The sequence below is a fragment of the Mogibacterium diversum genome, assembly GCF_938028775.1.
GTDB classification, from domain to species: domain Bacteria; phylum Bacillota; class Clostridia; order Peptostreptococcales; family Anaerovoracaceae; genus Mogibacterium; species Mogibacterium diversum_A.
The window spans coordinates 25,295-44,508 of the sequence record NZ_CALIZG010000023.1; the positions used below are offsets into that span (position 1 = coordinate 25,295).

At 43.0% G+C, this 19,214-nt stretch carries 19 protein-coding genes and 1 other annotated feature; of the genes, 5 read left to right on the forward strand and 14 right to left on the reverse strand.

Annotated features, from left to right (window positions below):
• Positions 1 to 20: 20 nt before the first annotated feature.
• From Q7O90_RS06105 to Q7O90_RS06135, 7 genes are all read right to left on the reverse strand, one after another.
• A complete protein-coding gene (locus tag Q7O90_RS06105; protein WP_304128631.1) occupies positions 21 to 1,253 on the reverse strand; it encodes an AI-2E family transporter in 1,233 nt (410 codons plus the stop codon).
• Positions 1,254 to 1,390: 137 nt separating this feature from the next.
• The gene (locus tag Q7O90_RS06110) at positions 1,391 to 3,334 is read right to left on the reverse strand and encodes an elongation factor G (RefSeq protein WP_304128632.1); all 1,944 of its coding nucleotides are present in this window, start codon (positions 3,332 to 3,334) and stop codon (positions 1,391 to 1,393) included.
• A gap of 199 nt (positions 3,335 to 3,533) precedes the next feature.
• Positions 3,534 to 4,928 (reverse strand): asparagine--tRNA ligase, encoded by a 1,395-nt coding sequence (asnS, locus tag Q7O90_RS06115; protein WP_304128633.1) that lies wholly within the window; start codon positions 4,926 to 4,928, stop codon positions 3,534 to 3,536.
• Between the two features lie 87 nt (positions 4,929 to 5,015).
• Positions 5,016 to 5,339, reverse strand: a complete 324-nt coding sequence (locus tag Q7O90_RS06120) for a hypothetical protein (protein WP_304128634.1) — start codon at positions 5,337 to 5,339, stop codon at positions 5,016 to 5,018.
• Positions 5,340 to 5,442: 103 nt separating this feature from the next.
• Positions 5,443 to 6,096, reverse strand: a complete 654-nt coding sequence (locus Q7O90_RS06125) for a hypothetical protein (protein ID WP_304128635.1) — start codon at positions 6,094 to 6,096, stop codon at positions 5,443 to 5,445.
• Positions 6,097 to 6,119: 23 nt separating this feature from the next.
• A complete protein-coding gene (locus Q7O90_RS06130; RefSeq protein ID WP_304128636.1) occupies positions 6,120 to 6,542 on the reverse strand; it encodes a hypothetical protein in 423 nt (140 codons plus the stop codon).
• Between the two features lie 64 nt (positions 6,543 to 6,606).
• Positions 6,607 to 7,458 (reverse strand): CbrC family protein, encoded by an 852-nt coding sequence (locus Q7O90_RS06135; RefSeq protein ID WP_304128637.1) that lies wholly within the window; start codon positions 7,456 to 7,458, stop codon positions 6,607 to 6,609.
• A 133-nt stretch (positions 7,459 to 7,591) separates the two neighbouring features.
• Positions 7,592 to 7,800, forward strand: a binding site (T-box leader).
• Positions 7,801 to 7,862: 62 nt separating this feature from the next.
• Between Q7O90_RS06135 and thrS the strand changes: the two genes are divergently transcribed.
• The 3 genes from thrS (at position 7,863) to Q7O90_RS06150 (ending at position 11,693) form a co-directional block, all read left to right on the forward strand.
• On the forward strand, positions 7,863 to 9,914 hold the full coding sequence (gene thrS / locus Q7O90_RS06140) for a threonine--tRNA ligase (RefSeq protein WP_304128638.1): 2,052 nt from the start codon (positions 7,863 to 7,865) through the stop codon (positions 9,912 to 9,914).
• A 35-nt stretch (positions 9,915 to 9,949) separates the two neighbouring features.
• Positions 9,950 to 10,459, forward strand: coding sequence for a transcription repressor NadR (locus Q7O90_RS06145; protein WP_304128639.1), 510 nt, complete (start codon positions 9,950 to 9,952; stop codon positions 10,457 to 10,459).
• A 145-nt stretch (positions 10,460 to 10,604) separates the two neighbouring features.
• A complete protein-coding gene (locus Q7O90_RS06150; protein WP_304128640.1) occupies positions 10,605 to 11,693 on the forward strand; it encodes a PTS transporter subunit IIC in 1,089 nt (362 codons plus the stop codon).
• A 129-nt stretch (positions 11,694 to 11,822) separates the two neighbouring features.
• Here the strand turns inward: Q7O90_RS06150 and rarD are convergent, their stop codons facing one another.
• Entirely contained in the window at positions 11,823 to 12,740 is a 918-nt protein-coding gene (gene rarD, locus Q7O90_RS06155) for an EamA family transporter RarD (RefSeq protein WP_304128641.1), read from the reverse strand.
• Positions 12,741 to 12,938: 198 nt separating this feature from the next.
• Here rarD and pduL point away from each other — a divergent pair, with 198 nt between their 5' ends.
• The gene (pduL, locus tag Q7O90_RS06160; RefSeq protein ID WP_304128643.1) at positions 12,939 to 13,517 is read left to right on the forward strand and encodes a phosphate propanoyltransferase; all 579 of its coding nucleotides are present in this window, start codon (positions 12,939 to 12,941) and stop codon (positions 13,515 to 13,517) included.
• A 42-nt stretch (positions 13,518 to 13,559) separates the two neighbouring features.
• Positions 13,560 to 14,219: a trimeric intracellular cation channel family protein gene (locus Q7O90_RS06165; protein WP_304128645.1), complete on the forward strand. Its 660-nt coding sequence runs from the start codon at positions 13,560 to 13,562 to the stop codon at positions 14,217 to 14,219.
• Positions 14,220 to 14,264: 45 nt separating this feature from the next.
• Here the strand turns inward: Q7O90_RS06165 and Q7O90_RS06170 are convergent, their stop codons facing one another.
• The 6 genes from Q7O90_RS06170 to Q7O90_RS06195 all read right to left on the reverse strand — a co-directional run bounded on the left by Q7O90_RS06170 (position 14,265) and on the right by Q7O90_RS06195 (position 19,214).
• The gene (locus tag Q7O90_RS06170; RefSeq protein WP_106056063.1) at positions 14,265 to 14,669 is read right to left on the reverse strand and encodes an RrF2 family transcriptional regulator; all 405 of its coding nucleotides are present in this window, start codon (positions 14,667 to 14,669) and stop codon (positions 14,265 to 14,267) included.
• Between the two features lie 189 nt (positions 14,670 to 14,858).
• Complete coding sequence (locus Q7O90_RS06175) at positions 14,859 to 16,193, reverse strand: MATE family efflux transporter (protein ID WP_304128647.1); 1,335 nt, start codon at positions 16,191 to 16,193, stop codon at positions 14,859 to 14,861.
• A 266-nt stretch (positions 16,194 to 16,459) separates the two neighbouring features.
• Entirely contained in the window at positions 16,460 to 17,245 is a 786-nt protein-coding gene (locus Q7O90_RS06180; protein WP_304128648.1) for a hypothetical protein, read from the reverse strand.
• Positions 17,239 to 17,934 carry an ABC transporter ATP-binding protein gene (locus tag Q7O90_RS06185; RefSeq protein ID WP_298573063.1) on the reverse strand — a complete coding sequence of 232 codons (696 nt, stop codon included), beginning with the start codon at positions 17,932 to 17,934 and terminating at the stop codon, positions 17,239 to 17,241. The genes Q7O90_RS06180 and Q7O90_RS06185 overlap by 7 nt, the downstream gene beginning before the upstream one ends.
• On the reverse strand, positions 17,934 to 18,302 hold the full coding sequence (locus Q7O90_RS06190) for a GntR family transcriptional regulator (protein WP_304128650.1): 369 nt from the start codon (positions 18,300 to 18,302) through the stop codon (positions 17,934 to 17,936). Before Q7O90_RS06190 ends, Q7O90_RS06185 begins: the two co-directional genes overlap by 1 nt.
• Before the next feature lie 159 nt (positions 18,303 to 18,461).
• A complete protein-coding gene (locus Q7O90_RS06195) occupies positions 18,462 to 19,214 on the reverse strand; it encodes an ABC transporter permease (protein ID WP_304128652.1) in 753 nt (250 codons plus the stop codon).

Consider the following 19,214-nt stretch of genomic DNA (forward strand, 5'->3'; position numbering starts at 1 on the left):
TGACTTCCTATTAAACCACGTTACTCTTCCAAGCCTTCTCCATCCACGCTCTTAGCTGCAGCGATAGTATCTTCCCACGCTCTAGACTTCGCCCTTCTCTCAACGAGGCGTTCAAACCATATCTTGAGCAGAGCAGCAAACGGCACGGCAACAATCATACCTGCAAACCCGCCTACCTTCTCTCCTGCGATGATAGCCACCAAAACTAGCAGCGGGTGTATTTCAATGCTATGCGATAATAGCTTTGGATTGATAACCGCACCGTCCAGAACCTGTACCACCGAGATGATCACGATAGATATAATCATCGTCTTAATCTCGCCAGAAATCACGCCCGACACGATGGTAAGTCCGTATCCTACTATCGGTCCCATGTAAGGAATCAGATTAGCAATACCAGCCATTACACCAATCATCACGCCGTAAGGCATGCCAACTACAGTCAGGCCAATGCTGATTAGAAGTGCCACTGTAAATCCATCCATCGCTGCACCGCGGAAGTATCCACTGAACACCTTGTTAACATCGCCATATACATATGTAAGCTTGTCATTTGCACGCTGCGACCATACCGTCCTGAGCATTCTGCCCCAGTACTTTCTTAGGTTCTCTGCGTCAAATAAGAAGTATACCGCGAACATAACCGAGAACAGCAGTGTGCTCACACCTGCTGTTATATTCGAAAGTAGCGTCGGTAGACCGCTTGCGCTATTTAGCTTATGCGAAATCCAGTTAATTAGGTTCTTTTCAAAGTTAAGATCATAGTTCTTGCTGAAGTTGTACTTTGAAAGCCACTCTTTAAAGCTGCGTTCAAATGATTTCGCCTGATCCACTATACTGTTGACCAGTGCATTGATGCTGTCAGCATTTATAGTCTGCACCTGCTTCGTTACTGCATATATAATCGCCGTGAGAGAAGCCAGCAAAATCGCCACTATAAATAGCAGGGTTATCAAAACTGCCAATGTGTGTCTACGCCTCTTCTGAACAGGGTTTTGACTTAGCGCTTTTGCATTGCGAGTTATCATCCTCTCAGTTAGTCCAACTAGTGGATTTAAGATATACGCCAAAATCGCACCGATTACCGCCGGCTTAAGAATCGCTGCAACCCAGTTTATCCCGCCCATCAGGCTCTTACCGATGCTCTGATACTGTCCCATCAACAAAATTAAAGCGTATGATATTCCTACTGCAAGAACCACATATGCCACAATCTTGAGGTATTTCCTGTCTAATTTGTCTCTAAATTTCATGAGTTCCCCTCTCTAATTCAATACGCTTATATTATCAGAAAAATTGCTATCTTGCAGTAAAAGTTAATGTAATACTATTCTGAAAAAGACAAAGACCAGCCCTCCGGCTGGTCTTTATACGTATATCGCTATAAGCGTTATTTGCCTTCTGTCTCCTGCTTGTGCGCCTCAACGATCTTCTGCGCTAGGTTAGCAGGCACTTCTTCGTACTTTGAGAACTCCATCTCAAAGCTGCCTCTAGCCTGAGTCATAGCTCTTAGCACGATTGCATAATCGAAGAGCTCAGCCTCTGGCGCTTCAGCATGCAGGCAAGTCGTGCCATCATCCGCTGGGTCCATACCGAGGATACGTCCCCTTCTCTTGTTCATATCGCCCATTACGTCGCCTGTGTACTTTTCAGGAACTACGATATCGAGCTTCATGATTGGCTCTAGCAGGCACGGCTTAGCCTCAACGATGCCCTTCTTGAAAGCTAGTGATGCAGCAATCTTGAATGCCATCTCGTTAGAGTCTACATCGTGATATGAACCATCATATAGAACCGCCTTGATGTTAACTACCTTGCAACCAGCAAGAGGCCCTTTTTCCATCGACTCGAGGAGGCCCTTCTCAACTGCAGGTACGTAGCTCTTAGGGATTGCACCACCAAATAGTTCTTCGGAGAACTCGAAGTTTTCCTTAGCTGGAGAGAATCTAATGTGCACGTCTCCGTATTGTCCAGCACCACCAGACTGCTTCTTGTGCTTGCCCTGAACGTCTGAAGTACCCTTGATTGTCTCTCTGTAAGCAATCTTCTGAGGAACAGTCACTACGTCGATTCCGTAGTTCTTCTTGAGTTTCTCCTTAATTATTCCTATCTGTAGGTCTCCCTGTCCACCGAGAAGTGACTGATGTGTCTCAACATTTCGAACTAATGCAAACGAAGGATCTTCTTCCATCAACTTGAATAGAGCCTGTGCCATCTTCTCTTCATCGTTCTTGTCCTTAGCCTGAACTGCAATGAAGTAGTTAGGCTTAGGGAAGTCGATTGGCTCGAACTTGATTCCTTCGCTCTTGAGAGATAGTGTATCTCCAGTCTTTGTTCCTGCTAGCTTGGCAAGTGCAAAGATATCTCCAGCCACAACCTCAGTTGCTGGAACTTGCTGCTTACCTCTTACGAAGAACATAGAACCGAGCTTCTCCATCTTCTGTGTGCGCGAGTTATATAGTTCCTGACCTACCTTGACAGTTCCTGTAATAACCTTTGCGTAGGAAATTCTGCCTAGGAATGGGTCAGCTATTGTCTTGAATACCCAGAGAACTGGTTTCTCTGAAGGATCTGTTGTAATCTCAACATCCTCACCTTTGATGTTCTTTGCTGGATATGCAGGGTGCATATTAGGTGTTGGAACATACTTGCTGATAGAGCGCAACACTTCGTCTACTCCCTCACCTGTCTTCGAGGACATCTTGATGATAGGTACTACGTCACCTGTTGCGATTCCCGTCATAAGTCCATTATAGAACTCTTCCTCTGTAAATGGCTCTTCGTTGAAGAACTTCTCCATTAGAGCCTCATCTGTACCAGCAACTGCCTCGTTCAGAGCATCCTTGTCATCGTCAGTAACTACGGAGTTTCCGAATTTCTCGCGAAGCTGCGCTACAACCTTATCTACATCTACATTTTCTTTATCTATCTTGGTGAGGACTATAAATTTTGGATTCTTATGCTTACTGCATTCCTCCCACGCCTTCTCAGTTCCTACCTGCACTCCTGCAGATGCATCCACCATGATAATCGATGATGCAGCTGTGCTGAGCGCTGAACGAATCTCTCCCTTGAAGTCGAATAATCCTGGGGTATCAAGGAAATTATATTTATATCCCTGGTACTCTACCGGAACTAGAGTGGTATTGATAGAATGCTTCTTCTCAATTTCCATCTTGTCGTAATCCGATGTGGTGTTGCCATCCTCTACTTTGCCCATTCTGGTGATTGCGCCAGTGGCAAGTAGAGCTGCTTCAAGAAAAGTCGTTTTACCGCAGCCGCCATGTCCTAAAAGTATGACGTTTCTAATCTTATCTGTAGAATAACCTTTCATCCTTAGATCCTCCCATTGATTTTATTATTTTTGTTGAGCCGATAAAATTATTTAAGCTCTTGTCACAAGTATAACATAGCTTGTATCTTGTTCAATACAATATTTAAATTGACAATAAAAAGCGGTGCTATCACGACCTCTCACGAATGGCTTGATAATCACCGCTAATCATTATTTTCTAATTTTTCACAAATCCGCTTTAGAATTCAGCGTTCTTAGGTGTTCTTGGGAATGGAACAACGTCACGGATGTTACTCATTCCTGTTAGGTACATAATCATCCTCTCGAAACCTAGTCCGTAACCAGCATGCTTTACGCCGCCGTATCTGCGAAGATCAACGTACCAATCGTAGAGCTCTCTATTCATGCCGATTTCATCCATTCTAGCTTCGAGGATGTCGAGCCTCTCTTCTCTCTGACTTCCGCCGATGATTTCACCAACTCCCGGCACGAGAAGGTCGCAAGCCGCAACGGTCTTGCCGTCGTCGTTGAGTCTCATATAGAATGCCTTGATTTCCTTCGGATAATCGATTACGAAGATAGGCTTCTTAAACACTTCTTCTGTGAGATATCTCTCATGCTCAGTCTGTAAGTCAATTCCCCATTCAACCGGGAACTGGAAGTCCTTATCAGCTTTCTTAAGAATCTCAACAGCTTCTGTATATGTAACTCTCTCGAAATCTGAGTTAACGATGTGGTGAAGTCTATCGAGTAATCCCTTGTCCACGAACTTATTGAAGAATTCCATCTCCTCAGGCGCGTGTTCAAGTGTGTAGCTGATGATGTATTTGACCATATCCTCTGCAACATCCATGTCATCAGCTAGGTCTGCAAATGCGATCTCTGGCTCGATCATCCAGAACTCAGATGCGTGTCTAGCTGTGTTGGAGTTCTCAGCACGGAACGTAGGTCCAAATGTATAGATGTTTCTAAACGCAAGCGCCATCGCCTCACCCTCGAGCTGTCCCGAAACGGTTAGGTTTGTCTCTTTGCCGAAGAAATCCTGCGAGTAGTCGATAGAGCCATCTTCGTTAGTAGGCGGATTACTTAGGTCCAGTGTCGTAACTCTGAACATCTCGCCAGCACCCTCAGCGTCACTTCCTGTGATGATTGGAGCATGTACATATACGTAATCACGTTCTTGGAAGAACTTATGAATCGCATAAGCAACGATGCTGCGCACTCTAAATACCGCAGAGAAAGTGTTGCTTCTAGGACGAAGATGTGCGATTTCTCTAAGGTACTCCATGGTGTGACGCTTCTTCTGCAGCGGATAATCCGATAGCGAATCAGCCTCAACAGTAATCTCTGTCGCCTTCAGTTCAAATGGCTGCTGTGCGCCAGGTGTAAGCTCAAGTACACCCTTAACCATTACACCTGCTGCGAGGTGCACCTTTGAAATCTCTTCGTAGTTATCAATCTTCGAAGCCTCGTACACAACCTGAAGCGGAGTGAAGAAGGTACCATCATTGAGTGAGATGAAACCAAACTGATTGGATGCACGATTACCTCTCACCCAGCCTCTGACAACAATCTCTTTACCTGCATACTCTTCTCTGTTTCGGAAGAGTTCTCTGATCTCAATATCTTTCATTAGTATATCCTTCCTAATTTCCATTTTTCTCTCGTAAATGCACGAGCACATCAATTATATCACGTTTACATGTGGTTTATCGAGTGTCTATGCCATTTTCTCGATTCCACACTTATATGGAGCAACTGCATCAGCAAGTCTCGTCAGAACTTCTCCCTGGCCGAATTCCTCTGGATACCCCACCTTAAGGCTTACGCTCATCGAGCGTTCTCCTCTATCTACGCTTACTATCTCGACACTAGTTCTCGCATCTTCTGTGACGAGATTTATCTCAGAGTTGATTCCGTAAGGCTCTTTGTCGAATAGCTTTAAAAACATGTCGTCAAATCTATTTGCTGTAACTGTGTATCCACCGAATCTCTCGGGGAGTACTGGCATCTTAACTTTAACTTTCATTTCTCTATTTCCCATTATATCCACCCTTTTCATTCAAAAAATCTATCTTCTGTATAATACCCCTCTTCATCTCACTGATTCAAGAGATATAGCTAGGTATTGATTTTAATCCCTTATATTAACAGTAATCAGGTATTTTATCTCCACAAAGTATCTTTACGTATGTTCCGTAGGCTTCTGGAATCTGTCTACCGAGGTATATTTCGAGCTCTGGATTCACATTTCTTCCCATGACATTACATAAGTATAACCGCTCATTTAAGCTCGGATACATCTCTACTGACATGGTTTCTATATCTTTCACCCTAGACCAATCAATTTCCTTTAAATCAGGCTTAATCACCGTATGATAGAGTCCGCACGGCGCATTGTTCTTACTATTATCCACCATATCTCTTTCAACTAACGCAAGACGTGTACCGAGAATCACTACACTTCGCTTTACTCCATCGACGACAATTTCTCGAGTTCTGTGACCAAGCCCTTCTGTATGAATCCATCTGGTTGGAAGCTTGTAGTCAGAAAGCGGCTCTACACCTTTAATGCGCTCGATGGGACTGTGCGCTTTCCACTGGCGCGTAACCGCATGACAGAACAGCACCTTATCAGTTGACAAAGTCACACCTTCCCACGAGTTATCCTCGCTAAAGAGGTTAAAGAAAACCATGTATGGCGATTTTACCATCTGCGCCAAGATGTATCTCCCATCTCGAAGGCACACCGATATGACTTTCCCTTCTTTCCATGGAACAGACTTCTTCTTAGTTTCCAATATAGCCACCTCTTTCCCTTCACTTATTTTATTTCGCGAACCTTAACCTTATGCTTCTTCAGCTGTTTCTTAAGCTGAGCAAGCCTCTCGTCATTACCCTTGCTTTTTCCGACGAAGATTGACTTGTTTCTGCCTTTTTTCCTTACGAGTTGAATAAAGTACCTGTCACCATTCAGATGCCTTCCACGCACAAAATATATCTCAACCTCAGTGAGATCTTTCAAGGGAATCTCACGGCTACCCGGAACAAATCCGCTGTGAATATATAAATTTCCATTTGAGATATGCATAGGTTCTGAAAACTTTCCGCCACTCCTGCTGACAATCATCAGCTTTCGCACCATCGTGACAAGAACGATAGTCCCAACGATAAAAGCCACCGTCTTAAAGAGATTGTAATTCCACGTCGACTTTAGTCCAATCAAGAAATATTGATATATCTTCATTAATTACTCCCTCCAAATCACCTTTCGATCTCATGAGAAGGTATTTTTATTTCACCTTTGCAAATTAGCTCGCATCGACGTAGATGTGGTATTTTCCGCAGTGAAGGCAGCGAAACAAATATCCGCATAGGTCGCCATCTTTGCGCAGATAATCCCTGATATCGGTATATTCTGACCTCATCTCGTACTCTTCTATAACCTCGTCTGCGATGCCCATCTCCTCTAGCTCCTCCGTGCCGACTGTCCCTAGATATGCGCAGTAGTCATTACAGCAAGATAGCCAGTGCTCGCCTTGCCAGCTCAGGTAGCCAGGCGTTCTTTCAAATAGTTCCTTTGACTTCGCTTCATCCACTTCGCCTTCCCATTCGGCATCTTGCACGAACTCAGCGTCGAATTTCTTTGCAGCCTCTCCACTAGCTATACACTCTGGGCACAAATGCTCGACGTCTTCAACGCTGTAAGGGAACGAACTATAGTAGATAGTACTTTCCTTGCCGCAGCACGGGCATACCTCTGGCGGACCTTCTTCAAAGCTTTCAGTAGCCAGTGGATCTGGATGGTAACGGAATTTTGGAAGCTTCTTAGCTTTTTCTCTCTGCAGAGACTCCTCAGCAGCTGTCTTTGGCCTTTTCACTGCCCACCTATCTCCATCATCTTCTGCTATCGATTTGAGATAAGCAAGCTTCTTTATCTGCTTCCTATCGTTCCTATCTGCAATCTCTGACATCAAGTCATACGCACTCTGCATGAGCGAAAGGATTTTGTATACATCAACAAGAACTGTCTTAGCATCCTTATCCCCAGCCTCTTTTAGCCTATCCGAAAACTCGTATAACGCAAGAACAGTCTCTCGCTTACCCTTCTTCGCTTCGTAATCCTTTACTAGTTCAGCATATTCTTTTATGTATGGATTCATTATTTCTCCTACCATTTCAGCAAAACTTCTCGTTTTTGTCCACAAAGTATATCAATTCTTTCCTATAAATTATAACAAATTGAGGCGGTAAAATCATTGACAATTATAGCCCGCGGTGGTAACATGTTTCATTATTAAAACGATGACGAGGACAGTAGGTTCGCTTTAAGGCTTTGAGAGAGGGATGGATGGTGAGATCATTCCAGCACGGAGCGTTCTGAACACCACCTCCGAGTGGCACTAATCCTGCCCGCCTAGCCGCGTTAAAAGCTTCAAAGAGTGCTGGAGCAGAAGCTCCGGAAGATGGGTGGAACCACGAATACGAATGTATGCGTCCCTTCTGACAATTTGAATGTCGGAAGGGACTTTTTAATTTCCTTCCGCTAATGAAAGGAGTTCTTAAAATGATTATTACACTAAAAGACGGTAGCAAAAAAGAATACGCTTCACCGATGTCCATTATCGACATCGCTAAGGACATAAGCGAGGGTCTCGCAAGAGCAGCTTGCGTTGGTGAAGTAGATGGAGAGGTCTGTGATCTCAGAACTGTTGTGGATAAGGATGCTGAGGTTAACATTCTAACTTTTGATTCTGACGCAGGAAAGCATGCGTACAGACACACATGTTCCCACGTGCTCGCAGAGGCTGTCAAGAATCTATACCCAGATGCCAAGATGACAATCGGACCTTCTATCGATAATGGTTTTTACTATGACTTCGACATGCCAGCGCTAACTAGAGAGGATTTAGATAAGATAGAAGCTGAGATGAAAAAAATCATCAAGAAGGGTGACGAGATCACTCGCTTCACACTACCTAGAGATGAAGCCATTAAGCTATTTCAGGAGAGAAATGAGCCATACAAGGTCGAGCTCATCGAGGACCTACCAGAGGACGAAATCATTTCCTTCTATCAGCAGGGAGATTTTATCGAGCTCTGCGCAGGGCCACATCTGATGAGCACCAAGCAGATTAAGGCATTCAAGCTAACTTCTAGTTCTGGCGCTTACTGGAGAGGTGACGAGCACAACAAGATGCTCACTAGAATCTACGGTACTGCATTCAACAAGAAGGCCGATCTAGAAGAGTATCTTGAGTACCTAGCTGACATCAAGAACAGAGACCACAACAGGCTCGGTCGTGAGATGGAGCTATTTACAACAGTAGATATCATCGGTCAGGGTCTTCCTCTATTTATGCCTAAGGGTACTAAGATGATTCAGAAGCTACAGCGCTGGATTGAAGACCTCGAGGATTACGAATGGGGTTACGTGAGAACGAGAACACCGCTGATGGCGAAATCAACTCTTTACAAGATTTCAGACCACTGGTACCACTACAAGGATGGAATGTTCGTATTCGGATATGATAGCATCGATGAGCTGAACAATGCAGAGGATGCTACTCGCGAGATCAGAGGACTTGAGGATCTAAGTCTCATCGAGAACGATGCTGATGCAAATGCATTTGCACTCCGCCCTATGACATGCCCATTCCAGTACTATGTATACAAGGCTAAGCAGCACAGCTATAGAGATCTACCTTACAGAATGGGAGAGACCTCCACTCTATTCCGCAACGAAGATTCCGGGGAAATGCACGGACTCACTAGAGTTCGTCAGTTCACGATTTCAGAGGGCCACCTCGTGTGCACACCTGAGCAGATTGATGAAGAGTTCAAAAACTGCGTAAAACTCGCTAAGTACTGTCTCACAACTCTAGGTCTAGACGGAGATGTTACATACAGAATGTCAAAGTGGGATCCAGAAAATCCAGGTAAATACCTCGGAACTGCTGAAGAATGGGATAAGGTTGAATCGGCAATGCGTGAGATTCTCGATGAGATTGGGCTAGACTACACAGAGGCTTCTGGCGAGGCGGCATTCTACGGACCTAAGCTAGACATTCAGGCAAAAAATGTATATGGCAAAGAAGATACTATGATCACTATACAGCTTGACATGTTCCTAGCGGAGAGATACGACATGTACTATATAGATAAAAATGGCGAGAAGAAGCGTCCATATATCATCCACCGTACATCGCTCGGCTGCTACGAGAGAACTCTCGCTTGGCTGATTGAAAAGTATTCAGGGAACTTCCCTACTTGGCTGTGCGCAGAGCAGGTTAGAATCCTACCTATCTCTGATAAGTACCAGGATTATGCAGAGGAAATCTTCGCTGAGCTAAGAAGAAATGGCGTTGATGTTACAATTGACAGCAGCTCCGAGAGAATCGGCTACAAGATTAGAAAAGCTCAGATGGAGAAGCTACCTTACATGCTAGTCGTTGGACAGCAGGAAGCTGAGAATAAAACTGTTTCGGTTCGTTCGAGATTCGAAGGAGATGAAGGTAGCAAGCCACTGAGCGAATTTGTGAACGCAATCTGCGAGGAGATACGCACAAAAGCGATTAGAGAAAAGAAAGTCAGCGAAGAAGAAAAGAAAGATAAATAGTCAGATTTGTAAGAAAATGTAACGGAGGATTTATCATGCAGAGAGAGAAGCGCAAAGACAACATAATACGGAGATTACAGTCTTCAGGCGAACCTGTAAGCGCTTCCTCTCTTGCAAAAGAGTTCGGAGTAAGCAGACAAATTATCGTTGGAGACATCGCTATTCTCAGGGCTGAAGGTCATGATATTAGTTCGACCCCTCGTGGATACGTGCTCCCTCAAATTGGGACTACCCCAGTCTATAGAATCGCTTGTAAACACGATTCATCTAAAATTCTAGAAGAACTTAATGCGATTGTTGACTGTGGTGGCATATTACTCGATGTAAGTGTTGAACATCCAATATACGGTGAGCTGGTTGGCAACCTACATATAACAAACAGACTTGATGCAAAGGAGTTCGCAGATAAGATTATTGAGAGCAATGCCCCTCCACTATCACTTCTCACAGACGGGATTCACTTGCATGCTATCACGTGTAGGGATGAAGATGCACTTGAGCGAATAAAGGATAAACTTCGTTCAATAGGGATACTCTTCGAGTAAATGATAAAAATTTTTTAACGGGTTAACAGTTTATTTTTAAGTAGCATTTGATGTTTTCTTTATTTTCATATTGACTTTTCACAGAGCCTCTTTTAATGTATATACAGGTGTCATGACACCTGTATATAGTTAGGAGGCTTTTTTAATGGCTAGTTTTACTTCATTTCTAAAACGCAAGGATATAATCATCTCTGGAAAGAGATATGGAATTGATGCACTTGGTGCTATGGCTCAGGGACTATTTTGTTCGCTACTTATAGGAACAATCATCAATACTATCGGAGTACAGCTTCACATCTCTGCCCTATCGCAGACTGTCGCTACTATAGGTGGTATTAAATACACTGTAGGTGGTCTTGCGATGGCTATGGGAGGACCTGCAATGGCATGTGCAATCGGATATGCTCTTGCTGCTCCACCGTTAGTTCTATTCTCCCTCATCACTGTCGGTTTCGCTTCAAATGCGCTTGGAGGAGCTGGAGGACCACTCGCAGTACTATTTGTAGCGATAATAGCAGCTGAATGCGGAAAAGCTGTGTCCAAGGAAACTAAAGTAGATATCCTGGTCACACCGAGTGTAACTATCGGCATAGGAATCGCTTTGTCTTGGTTAATCGCACCTACGCTTGGAAACGCAGCTATGAAGATGGGCGATATTATAATGTGGGCTACCGAACTTCAGCCTCTACTCATGGGAATTATTGTCGCTGTAGTTGTAGGTATAGCACTTACTTTACCAATATCTTCTGCGGCTATTTGCGCAGCCCTAGGTCTGACAGGACTCGCCGGCGGTGCAGCACTTGCTGGCTGTTGTGCACAGATGGTTGGATTCGCAGTTGCTTCATATGAAGATAATGGCGTCGGTGGCCTCGTATCACAGGGAGTTGGAACATCGATGCTTCAGATGGGTAATATAGTTAGAAACCCAAGGATATGGATAGCCCCTACTATTGCATCTGCTATCACAGGTCCTATTGCAACCTGCGTGTTCCATCTCGAGATGAACGGCCCGGCTATAGCAAGTGGCATGGGAACATGTGGTCTAGTCGGACCTCTAGGTGTGTATTCAGGCTGGATTGCTGATATAGCAAAAGGAACAAAAGCAGGGATTACTTCAATGGATTGGCTCGGTCTCATCCTAATATCTGTAGTTCTACCAGCAATATTAACCATACTGTTACACAAGGCTGTCAAGAGAGCTGGCTGGGTTAAAGCAGGAGATCAGAAGCTATAGGCTAATAATTATTTTCAAAAAATCTGTAACCAATTAAATAATCTCAATAAAAATGTGCCTAGCACAGAGTGTGATCCCCCTAATTTCACACAGTGCTTGGCACATTTTTTAATTAGATTTTACTATATTCTAGTTTACCTTAATACTCTGAACATCCTCGCTACTCTTACTATCCTTACCACTTTTAAATTCACCATATGAAAAGAATATAAGACCTATCCAAATCAATCCAAACGCCATAATCAGCACTTTATCAACGGGTTCTTTATACAAGAAAATCCCTAGCATAAGCGCCAATGTAGGACTGAGGTATTCCGTCAAACCGAGCACGAACATAGATGTTCTCTGAGCTGCATAAGCGAATAGCCCAAGAGGTATGGCTGTTGCAAGCCCACATAGGAGTAACAGGAAGTATTGATATGATTCTCCAACTCCAAGCGCTCCTGCCCCATGCAGTTCAAGCCATACTATTACGCATAACATAATCGGAGCCATAAAAATAGTTTCATATAGAAGCGATATAACAGGTGGCTGGTCTACAGTCTTTTTTATCGCTGAATAGATTGCAAATGTCGTCGCTAGTATGAGTGCTATTCCTGGAACCTGTCCAAAGTGAACCAAGATTACGATTACACTTGCAGCCGCAAGTATTACGGCAGTAGATTTGTAAACTGTAAGCTTCTCTTTAAAGAAGATAGCCCCAAATATACATACTACGAGTGGTTCTATATAATATCCAATACTCGTCTGGATTATATGACCAGAGTTAACCGCCCAGATATAAATGCTCCAGTTGCTCGTTACGATAAGCCCTGCTACGAAAAATTTGAGTGAGGTCCGCCAATCCTTTAGCGGTGAAAAAATCCTGCTCCATGAGTACTTAAAACGCGCAGCAATTATACATACTACTGCAATCATCAGAATCCTATATATAATGATAGTAGATGACGGTATTGGAATTAGCGATTTCCAGTAAATTGGAAGAATACCCCACAGCCCAGCACAACCAAGTGCAGCAAAGAAACCCTTTTCATAATTTTTCTTCATAAATTAATCCCCTGCAGATAAATTCACAATAAGGTGTGCAGTAAAAAGCAGTACACCAAAAGCATAAATTCTGTAATTACAAATAAAAATGTAGCAAACATTATATCATCCTTTGCAGATTGTCACAATAAATGTTATCCTTATACATCATAAATGACTATATATATACAAATTCAAACAGTTAATTGGAGATTTGATATGAAAAAGATTGAAGTAGATGTGGAAGTTAGTGCTAGACATGTTCACCTCTGCCAAAGTGATATAGAAAAACTTTTTGGCACTGGATATGAGCTTACACCAAAAAAGCAAATTATTGTAGGCTATGTTGCGGAAGAAAGGCTCGCACTTGTTGGACCTAAAGGCACTCTTCGAAATGTCGCTATTCTCGGACCTGCTCGTCCAGAAACGCAGGTTGAGCTAGCAGCAACTGATGCTAGAAATTTAGGTATCGAAACACCTCTTAGACTTTCCGGTGATTTAGCGAATACACCAGGAATTAAAATCACAGCTAAAAATGGTGCCACAACTGAAATTGATCATGGCTGCATAGTCGCAAAAAGGCATATTCACCTATCTAAAGAAGATGCAGATCATTTGCAGGTAACCACGGGAGACGAAGTCTCTCTAAAAATCGATACAGGATGCGGCAGAGCACTAACCTTTGAAGAGGTGGTCGTACGTGTCGGCAACACCAGAACCGTTGTTCACTTAGATACTGACGAGGGAAATGCGGCATGTACGGGAAAATCATGTAAAGGAATATGCTTTTCTAAATAAATAAGGGGTGCTTTTACATCATTGATACGCAGGAGAAGGAAATTGTCATCATTATACAGTCTTGAAAATATAGTCTTCGCACTTGAAATAATCGGCACCATCGCCTTTGCCATCTCGGGAGCCACTCTCGGACTGGAAAAAGGCATGGATCTCATGGGAATCACTATCCTTGGCCTTACTACTGGTGTTGGCGGAGGAATTATCAGAGATTTAATCGTCGGTCAAACTCCCCCTCTCACATTTAGAAACCCGACTTATTTAATTATTTCTGTCGTGGTTTCAGTAATCGTATTTACACCGCCAGTTAGAAGATGGATTTTCTCGGATTCCACTCTATACGACTGGCTTATGCTCATCATGGATTCGGTTGGGCTTGGAGTGTTTACAGTTCTTGGTATCAAATCAGCGTATAATGCAACTTCTATTCATGGGGTTATACTATTTGCCTTTGTTGGAGTCCTCACTGGAGTTGGCGGTGGAGTTCTCAGAGATATAATGGCTGGCGATAGACCATATATATTTGTAAAGCACTTTTATGCTAGCGCCTCTCTCATCGGAGCGCTCACATGTATAGCACTATGGGATAGAGTCGGCACAGTACTTGCCATGGGAACTGGGGCTGGACTCATAGTCTTACTCAGACTTCTTGCGGCTCATTACCACTGGAGTTTACCTAAGGCTAAAATGCCTCAAGATAACTAGGTATAAAATAAAAAAAATCGCATCAACGCGTGATGCGATTATTTTTTATTTTGCGTCAAAAAGCTCACCTAGAGAGTGTTTTTTCAAATCAGTATTTATATTTTCTTGAATACGTAATAATTCCTTTCGAAGCGCACATGTGTCTCGGTCTGTGTTCAAAAGACACGAAACATCTTGCTTTAGGCACTCACATACAAGTGAATGTGGCTCTATAGCCTGGTGCACATCATACAGGGTAATCTCCGTCAGCGGTCTGCTCAGCACATAGCCACCACTGCTCCCCCTTACTCCGTATATGATACCAGCCTTATCGAGCTTCCTTGATACCTTATAAGCGATTGCCTCTGATATGAATTCACCTTCCACGAATGAACTTATGCTCGTGGGTCTATCTGTCGACAGATTCTTAAGGACCCTTACTGCATAGTCTGTCTCTCGATTAAAAAGCATTTCTCCTCACTTTTCTATTTCTGTAGTAACACAACGTCCATACAAACAGCGATATTCAATCTAACAATGCATCATGGATATTTAATCAGCAATAGTGATAAGTATGAGTATTGTAATAAAATTCCACTGAGTTTAGCAACGATAATACAAAAGATATACATATTGTACTAAATTAATACAATGCACAATCTACATGTCGTCAAAAGTTTCAGCTATCGCGACTCTACGAGTCTTCCTGTACAGAAGAACTGCTGCTATCATAGAAAGCATCTCTGATACGGCAAGTGAGAGCCATACATTAGATACGTCAAGCATAGTTGCGATTAACGCAAGCGAAAGCAGAAGCGTCAGTGTACATCTCATCAGCGATATGAAAGCTGCAACCCTAGACCTCTCGAGAGCAGTTAGATATCCAGCGATGATGATATTCATACTGAGCATTGGAAATGCCAAAGCTATCAGTCTAAGCGCATACGATACTTCCAGGATAAGTGCATCTCCATCATTAACAAATAGCATCGCTATATAATTTCCAAACACCAGCACAACCGCTATCTCTAATACGGCTAATATGAGCCCCGATCTAATCTCATAACCAAAGATAGTGTGGAATGTATCCCTCTCGTGTCTACCGTGATAGTAACTAACGAGGGGCTGTGCGCCTTGAGCAATCCCATTTGCAAGAACCGTCGCCAGCAGAATTACATATGATAGTATCGAATAGATAATCAGCTCTCTATCGTGCATAAAAGTAACGATAAACCTGTTAAAGATAAATGTCACTATTCCCGGCGACATCTCTGTAATACCTGAAGGTATACCGCTCATGAATTGACGAAACATAAGTCCGCGTCTGAACTTAAATCTCGTAAAACGAAGTGTCGCTTTCCTCCCTGCAAAGTGAATCAGGTAGATGATAATTACGACCGTCTGAGAAAAAGAGGTTGCTAGTCCAGCTCCAACTATGCCCCAATTCAGCTTAAATATCGTGTACCAATCGAGTAAGATGTTAAGAATCACCCCGAGCAGCACGTAGATAGTGGCGAGTTCTGGAAATCCGTCAGTAGCAAGGAGCAGTTCGAGATTATATGAAATCACGAACGAAAATATGAACGGTGCTATCGTGAGAAGATAACTCCTTACATATGGAAGCGTAGATTCCGTCGCTCCAAGCAACCTGCACAGCGGATTTAGGAAAATAAATACCAGCACGCTGATTACTATCGACAACAAAACAAGTGAAACTAAGCTCTCTGTGAATACGCGTCTCGCCTCAACAGTACGGTTTTGACCGAGAAGACGGGCAACTATTGTTGATGTACCCACCGCGAAAGTTATTGAAATTGCAAACAGCAAGGTGACGAACGGCGTAGCAATTGAGACGGCAGCTAGAGCCGTCTCGGATACACCTCGAGCTACGAAAATCCCATCAACTATTGTGTACAGCGTGAATATGAGCTGTCCAGCCATCGCGGGAAAAATGTATCGCAAATATTTATTTATCAGCGAATCATTTCTATTCAATTCTCGTCATCCTTCCAATGCTGTGAAGCTTCTCTCACTATCACATGATCTGCGTTGTCAGATTGTCACGATTAATCGCACAAACCCCTTCTTAACCAAGTGCGTTACAACGTGTAGAGTTAGTATACTAGCATTTTTATGTAACTGCAATCCGTTCATTTCAAAGACTTCTGTACAAAATAAAAGCCGAATCAAATTATTTTGAATCCGGCTCTTACATTATAATTTGTTTATAAAAATTGATGAATTATCAGCACATTATGTGCCTACTCCAGGTTAAGTCTGTTCTTCATCAGATAGTTAGATGCGAGGAAGTATATTGCACACTCTACAACCTGCAAAAGTATAATTCCTCCGACTCCATACTGTGCGATTCTAATCTGATTGCTATTCACAGCCAGGTTTAATGCAAAGTCGCCAGATAGATGTCCAGTTACTACAATCGCAGCATACACCTCTGCTATTGTGAGTACTACGAAGAAAACTCCCTGCAAAAGTGATTTGAAGCTGCTGAACTGCACGCTTAAGTTAATGCATGCAAGTGTCTTAAGAAGGAATCGGCTGATGTATACAACTCCTAGCAATAGCACCTCAAACAGAAATATTATTATTGCCCTTGCCTCTGCCGGCCTCTCGTTCATAAACATCTTTATCTGATGATAAGAATCTGGTCCATTCGTCGCAATGCTTACTATCATCATGATGAAGATTCCAACAAATGCCGTTATTACCATCCAAACTGTACTGGCAATTACCTTGCTCCAGATATGTGTACTTATCTTTACAGGTAGCGCGAGCGTAAAATACCCTTCAGCCCCATAGAAATTCTTGTAGAATCTGCGGTCAATAACCACTACTAACGTCATTATAATTGCAGCTATAAACGAGATCGCCCAAACTACATAGAGAAGATTTTCTACAAACTCAGATGTGTACTTCGATGCCTTTGGTAAAACAGCAGTTATCAAAGTGAGAGATAACCAAACCAAGTACAGAACTCCGAGATTGTTCATCAGCGATTTAAACTCATATTTTAATAATTTACCTAGCATTTGAACACCTCCCTGAACAGTTTATCAATGCTCTGCCCCTTCTTCTCACGCAAGCTTTCAGCAGTCTCGTGAACCACGATTTCACCGTCTTTGATGAAGATTACATCGTCGAGCACCGATTCGATATCGGCGATTAGGTGAGTGGAAATAATCACTACAGCCTCAGGATTGTAATTGGTAATAATCGTTCTAAGAATATAGTCTCTAGTCGCTGGATCAACGCCTGCGATAGGTTCATCGAGTAGATATACTTCAGCATTACGTGCCATCGTTAGGATGAGCTGCACCTTTTCCTTGGTCCCTTTGGACATCGCTTTTAGCTTAAGCCCTTTCTCAATACCGAGATCATTGAGCATCGATAGAGCTTTGAGTTTATCGAAGTCATCGAAGAAATCCTGATATAGGCGCACGAGGCTGCCAGCAGTCATATACGTAGGGTACGTCATCTTATCAGGCAGGTAAGCGACCTTTGCCTTTGTCTTTTCACTAGGCCTGTCTCCATCTATCAGGACCTCACCGGCATCGGGTCTCAGTAATCCCATGATTATCTTAATTAGCGTTGTCTTGCCTGAGCCATTTGGTCCCATGAGTCCAACAATCTGTCCCTTGTCTATATCTAGGTCAACACCAGATAGCGCTAGCTTTGAGCCGTATGCTTTGCTCAAATCCTTTATCTCTATTATGCTCATTATTTCTCCTTTCCCACGCAGCTCGTAACTGCTTCTATAATCTCCATGTCACTCATCCCAATATTACGCAGTTTCTCGACTAGCTCGTCAACATATGCACTAGATAAACTCTTGTAAATTTCCTTCAGCACTCTCGCATCCTCCGTCACAAATCTTCCGTTGGTCCTCTCTGTGCGCACTAGCCCATTTCGCTCGAGCTCCGCAAGCGCTCTCTGTACCGTGTTCGGATTGACACAAGCTTCAGCAGCAATATCTCTTACGGACGGTAATTTCTGTCCCGGTGAATAGTCGTGTCTGGCAATTCTCACGGTTAACTCATTTACAATTTGCGAGTATATCGGGATACCATCGACAAATTTCCATTCCATGCTAGTCTCCTCTCTAAATCTATTAATGCGATTTGTTTCATACCTATTTCGAACCATAGATAAATAAATCGATGTGTTATTGTATTAAGTTACTAATACAATAACACATCATAAATCAAATTCAAGGTATTTTTTATGAAGATTTTCTTAAGGTGCTACTTAATTTTTTCTACCTCTCACCTTAAACGCTATGAGCACAACCACTGCACTAAGAGCAGACATGAAGATCATGGACTGAATCAGCGGTCCAAAGTTATATTCCCTGCCTAACCAGAAATCTATGTAGTCGTTGCCAAGCTGTGCAGTTGGAAGTAGTTCAGATATCCATCTAACTGATTTAGGAAGATCAGTTATCCTAATTCCCATGTATCCGCTCAAAATCATCATTGCGAAATAGATTGCCATCACAACGCCATACGTTGGACCAAACTTTCCTATCAGTGTCGCTATGCCATGAGCGAGCGCCATCAAGATTATAGCGAGAAGATATATTCCCAAAATCCAAACCACCGCAGCTGCAAACCTCGGCTTAAGTATTTTTAGGAAAGGGACAGTTCCACCAAGGTAAATAAATATGCAGAGCGTCAATATAATCAAGTTCGCTACCACTTTGTTGAGCAATATGTCCTTCTCCGAAAATCCGAAGAGGAGCAAACGTTCAGGGATTTTCTTATCAAGCTCATTTGAATAAATCGCTGCATGATTCAGAAATATGCTCGCCAGCGGAATAAGCATCGCCATGCCAATAAATATTGTAGTTACCACTTCATCCTTCATGTTCTTAGGGATATCGCCAAGTGTTCCCCTGACAATCATATGCAGTAGAAGCACTGGAAAAATTGAGCCAAAGAATACCGCATAGACATTGTGAAGTGTATTCTGAAATTCGTATCTTATCGTATATCTATTCAT

Excerpts from the sequence above, each read along its gene's own strand:
- Q7O90_RS06105 (WP_304128631.1), bottom strand. The coding sequence starts at position 1,253 with ATGAAATTTAGAGACAAATTAGACAGGAAATACCTCAAGATTGTGGCA.
- Q7O90_RS06110 (WP_304128632.1), bottom strand. The coding sequence starts at position 3,334 with ATGAAAGGTTATTCTACAGATAAGATTAGAAACGTCATACTTTTAGGA.
- asnS (WP_304128633.1), bottom strand. The coding sequence starts at position 4,928 with ATGAAAGATATTGAGATCAGAGAACTCTTCCGAAACAGAGAAGAGTAT.
- Q7O90_RS06120 (WP_304128634.1), bottom strand. The coding sequence starts at position 5,339 with ATGGGAAATAGAGAAATGAAAGTTAAAGTTAAGATGCCAGTACTCCCC.
- Q7O90_RS06130 (WP_304128636.1), bottom strand. The coding sequence starts at position 6,542 with ATGAAGATATATCAATATTTCTTGATTGGACTAAAGTCGACGTGGAAT.
- Q7O90_RS06135 (WP_304128637.1), bottom strand. The coding sequence starts at position 7,458 with ATGAATCCATACATAAAAGAATATGCTGAACTAGTAAAGGATTACGAA.
- thrS (WP_304128638.1), top strand. The coding sequence starts at position 7,863 with ATGATTATTACACTAAAAGACGGTAGCAAAAAAGAATACGCTTCACCG.
- Q7O90_RS06145 (WP_304128639.1), top strand. The coding sequence starts at position 9,950 with ATGCAGAGAGAGAAGCGCAAAGACAACATAATACGGAGATTACAGTCT.
- Q7O90_RS06150 (WP_304128640.1), top strand. The coding sequence starts at position 10,605 with ATGGCTAGTTTTACTTCATTTCTAAAACGCAAGGATATAATCATCTCT.
- rarD (WP_304128641.1), bottom strand. The coding sequence starts at position 12,740 with ATGAAGAAAAATTATGAAAAGGGTTTCTTTGCTGCACTTGGTTGTGCT.
- pduL (WP_304128643.1), top strand. The coding sequence starts at position 12,939 with ATGAAAAAGATTGAAGTAGATGTGGAAGTTAGTGCTAGACATGTTCAC.
- Q7O90_RS06170 (WP_106056063.1), bottom strand. The coding sequence starts at position 14,669 with ATGCTTTTTAATCGAGAGACAGACTATGCAGTAAGGGTCCTTAAGAAT.
- Q7O90_RS06180 (WP_304128648.1), bottom strand. The coding sequence starts at position 17,245 with ATGCTAGGTAAATTATTAAAATATGAGTTTAAATCGCTGATGAACAAT.
- Q7O90_RS06185 (WP_298573063.1), bottom strand. The coding sequence starts at position 17,934 with ATGAGCATAATAGAGATAAAGGATTTGAGCAAAGCATACGGCTCAAAG.
- Q7O90_RS06190 (WP_304128650.1), bottom strand. The coding sequence starts at position 18,302 with ATGGAATGGAAATTTGTCGATGGTATCCCGATATACTCGCAAATTGTA.
- Q7O90_RS06195 (WP_304128652.1), bottom strand. The coding sequence starts at position 19,214 with ATGAATAGATATACGATAAGATACGAATTTCAGAATACACTTCACAAT.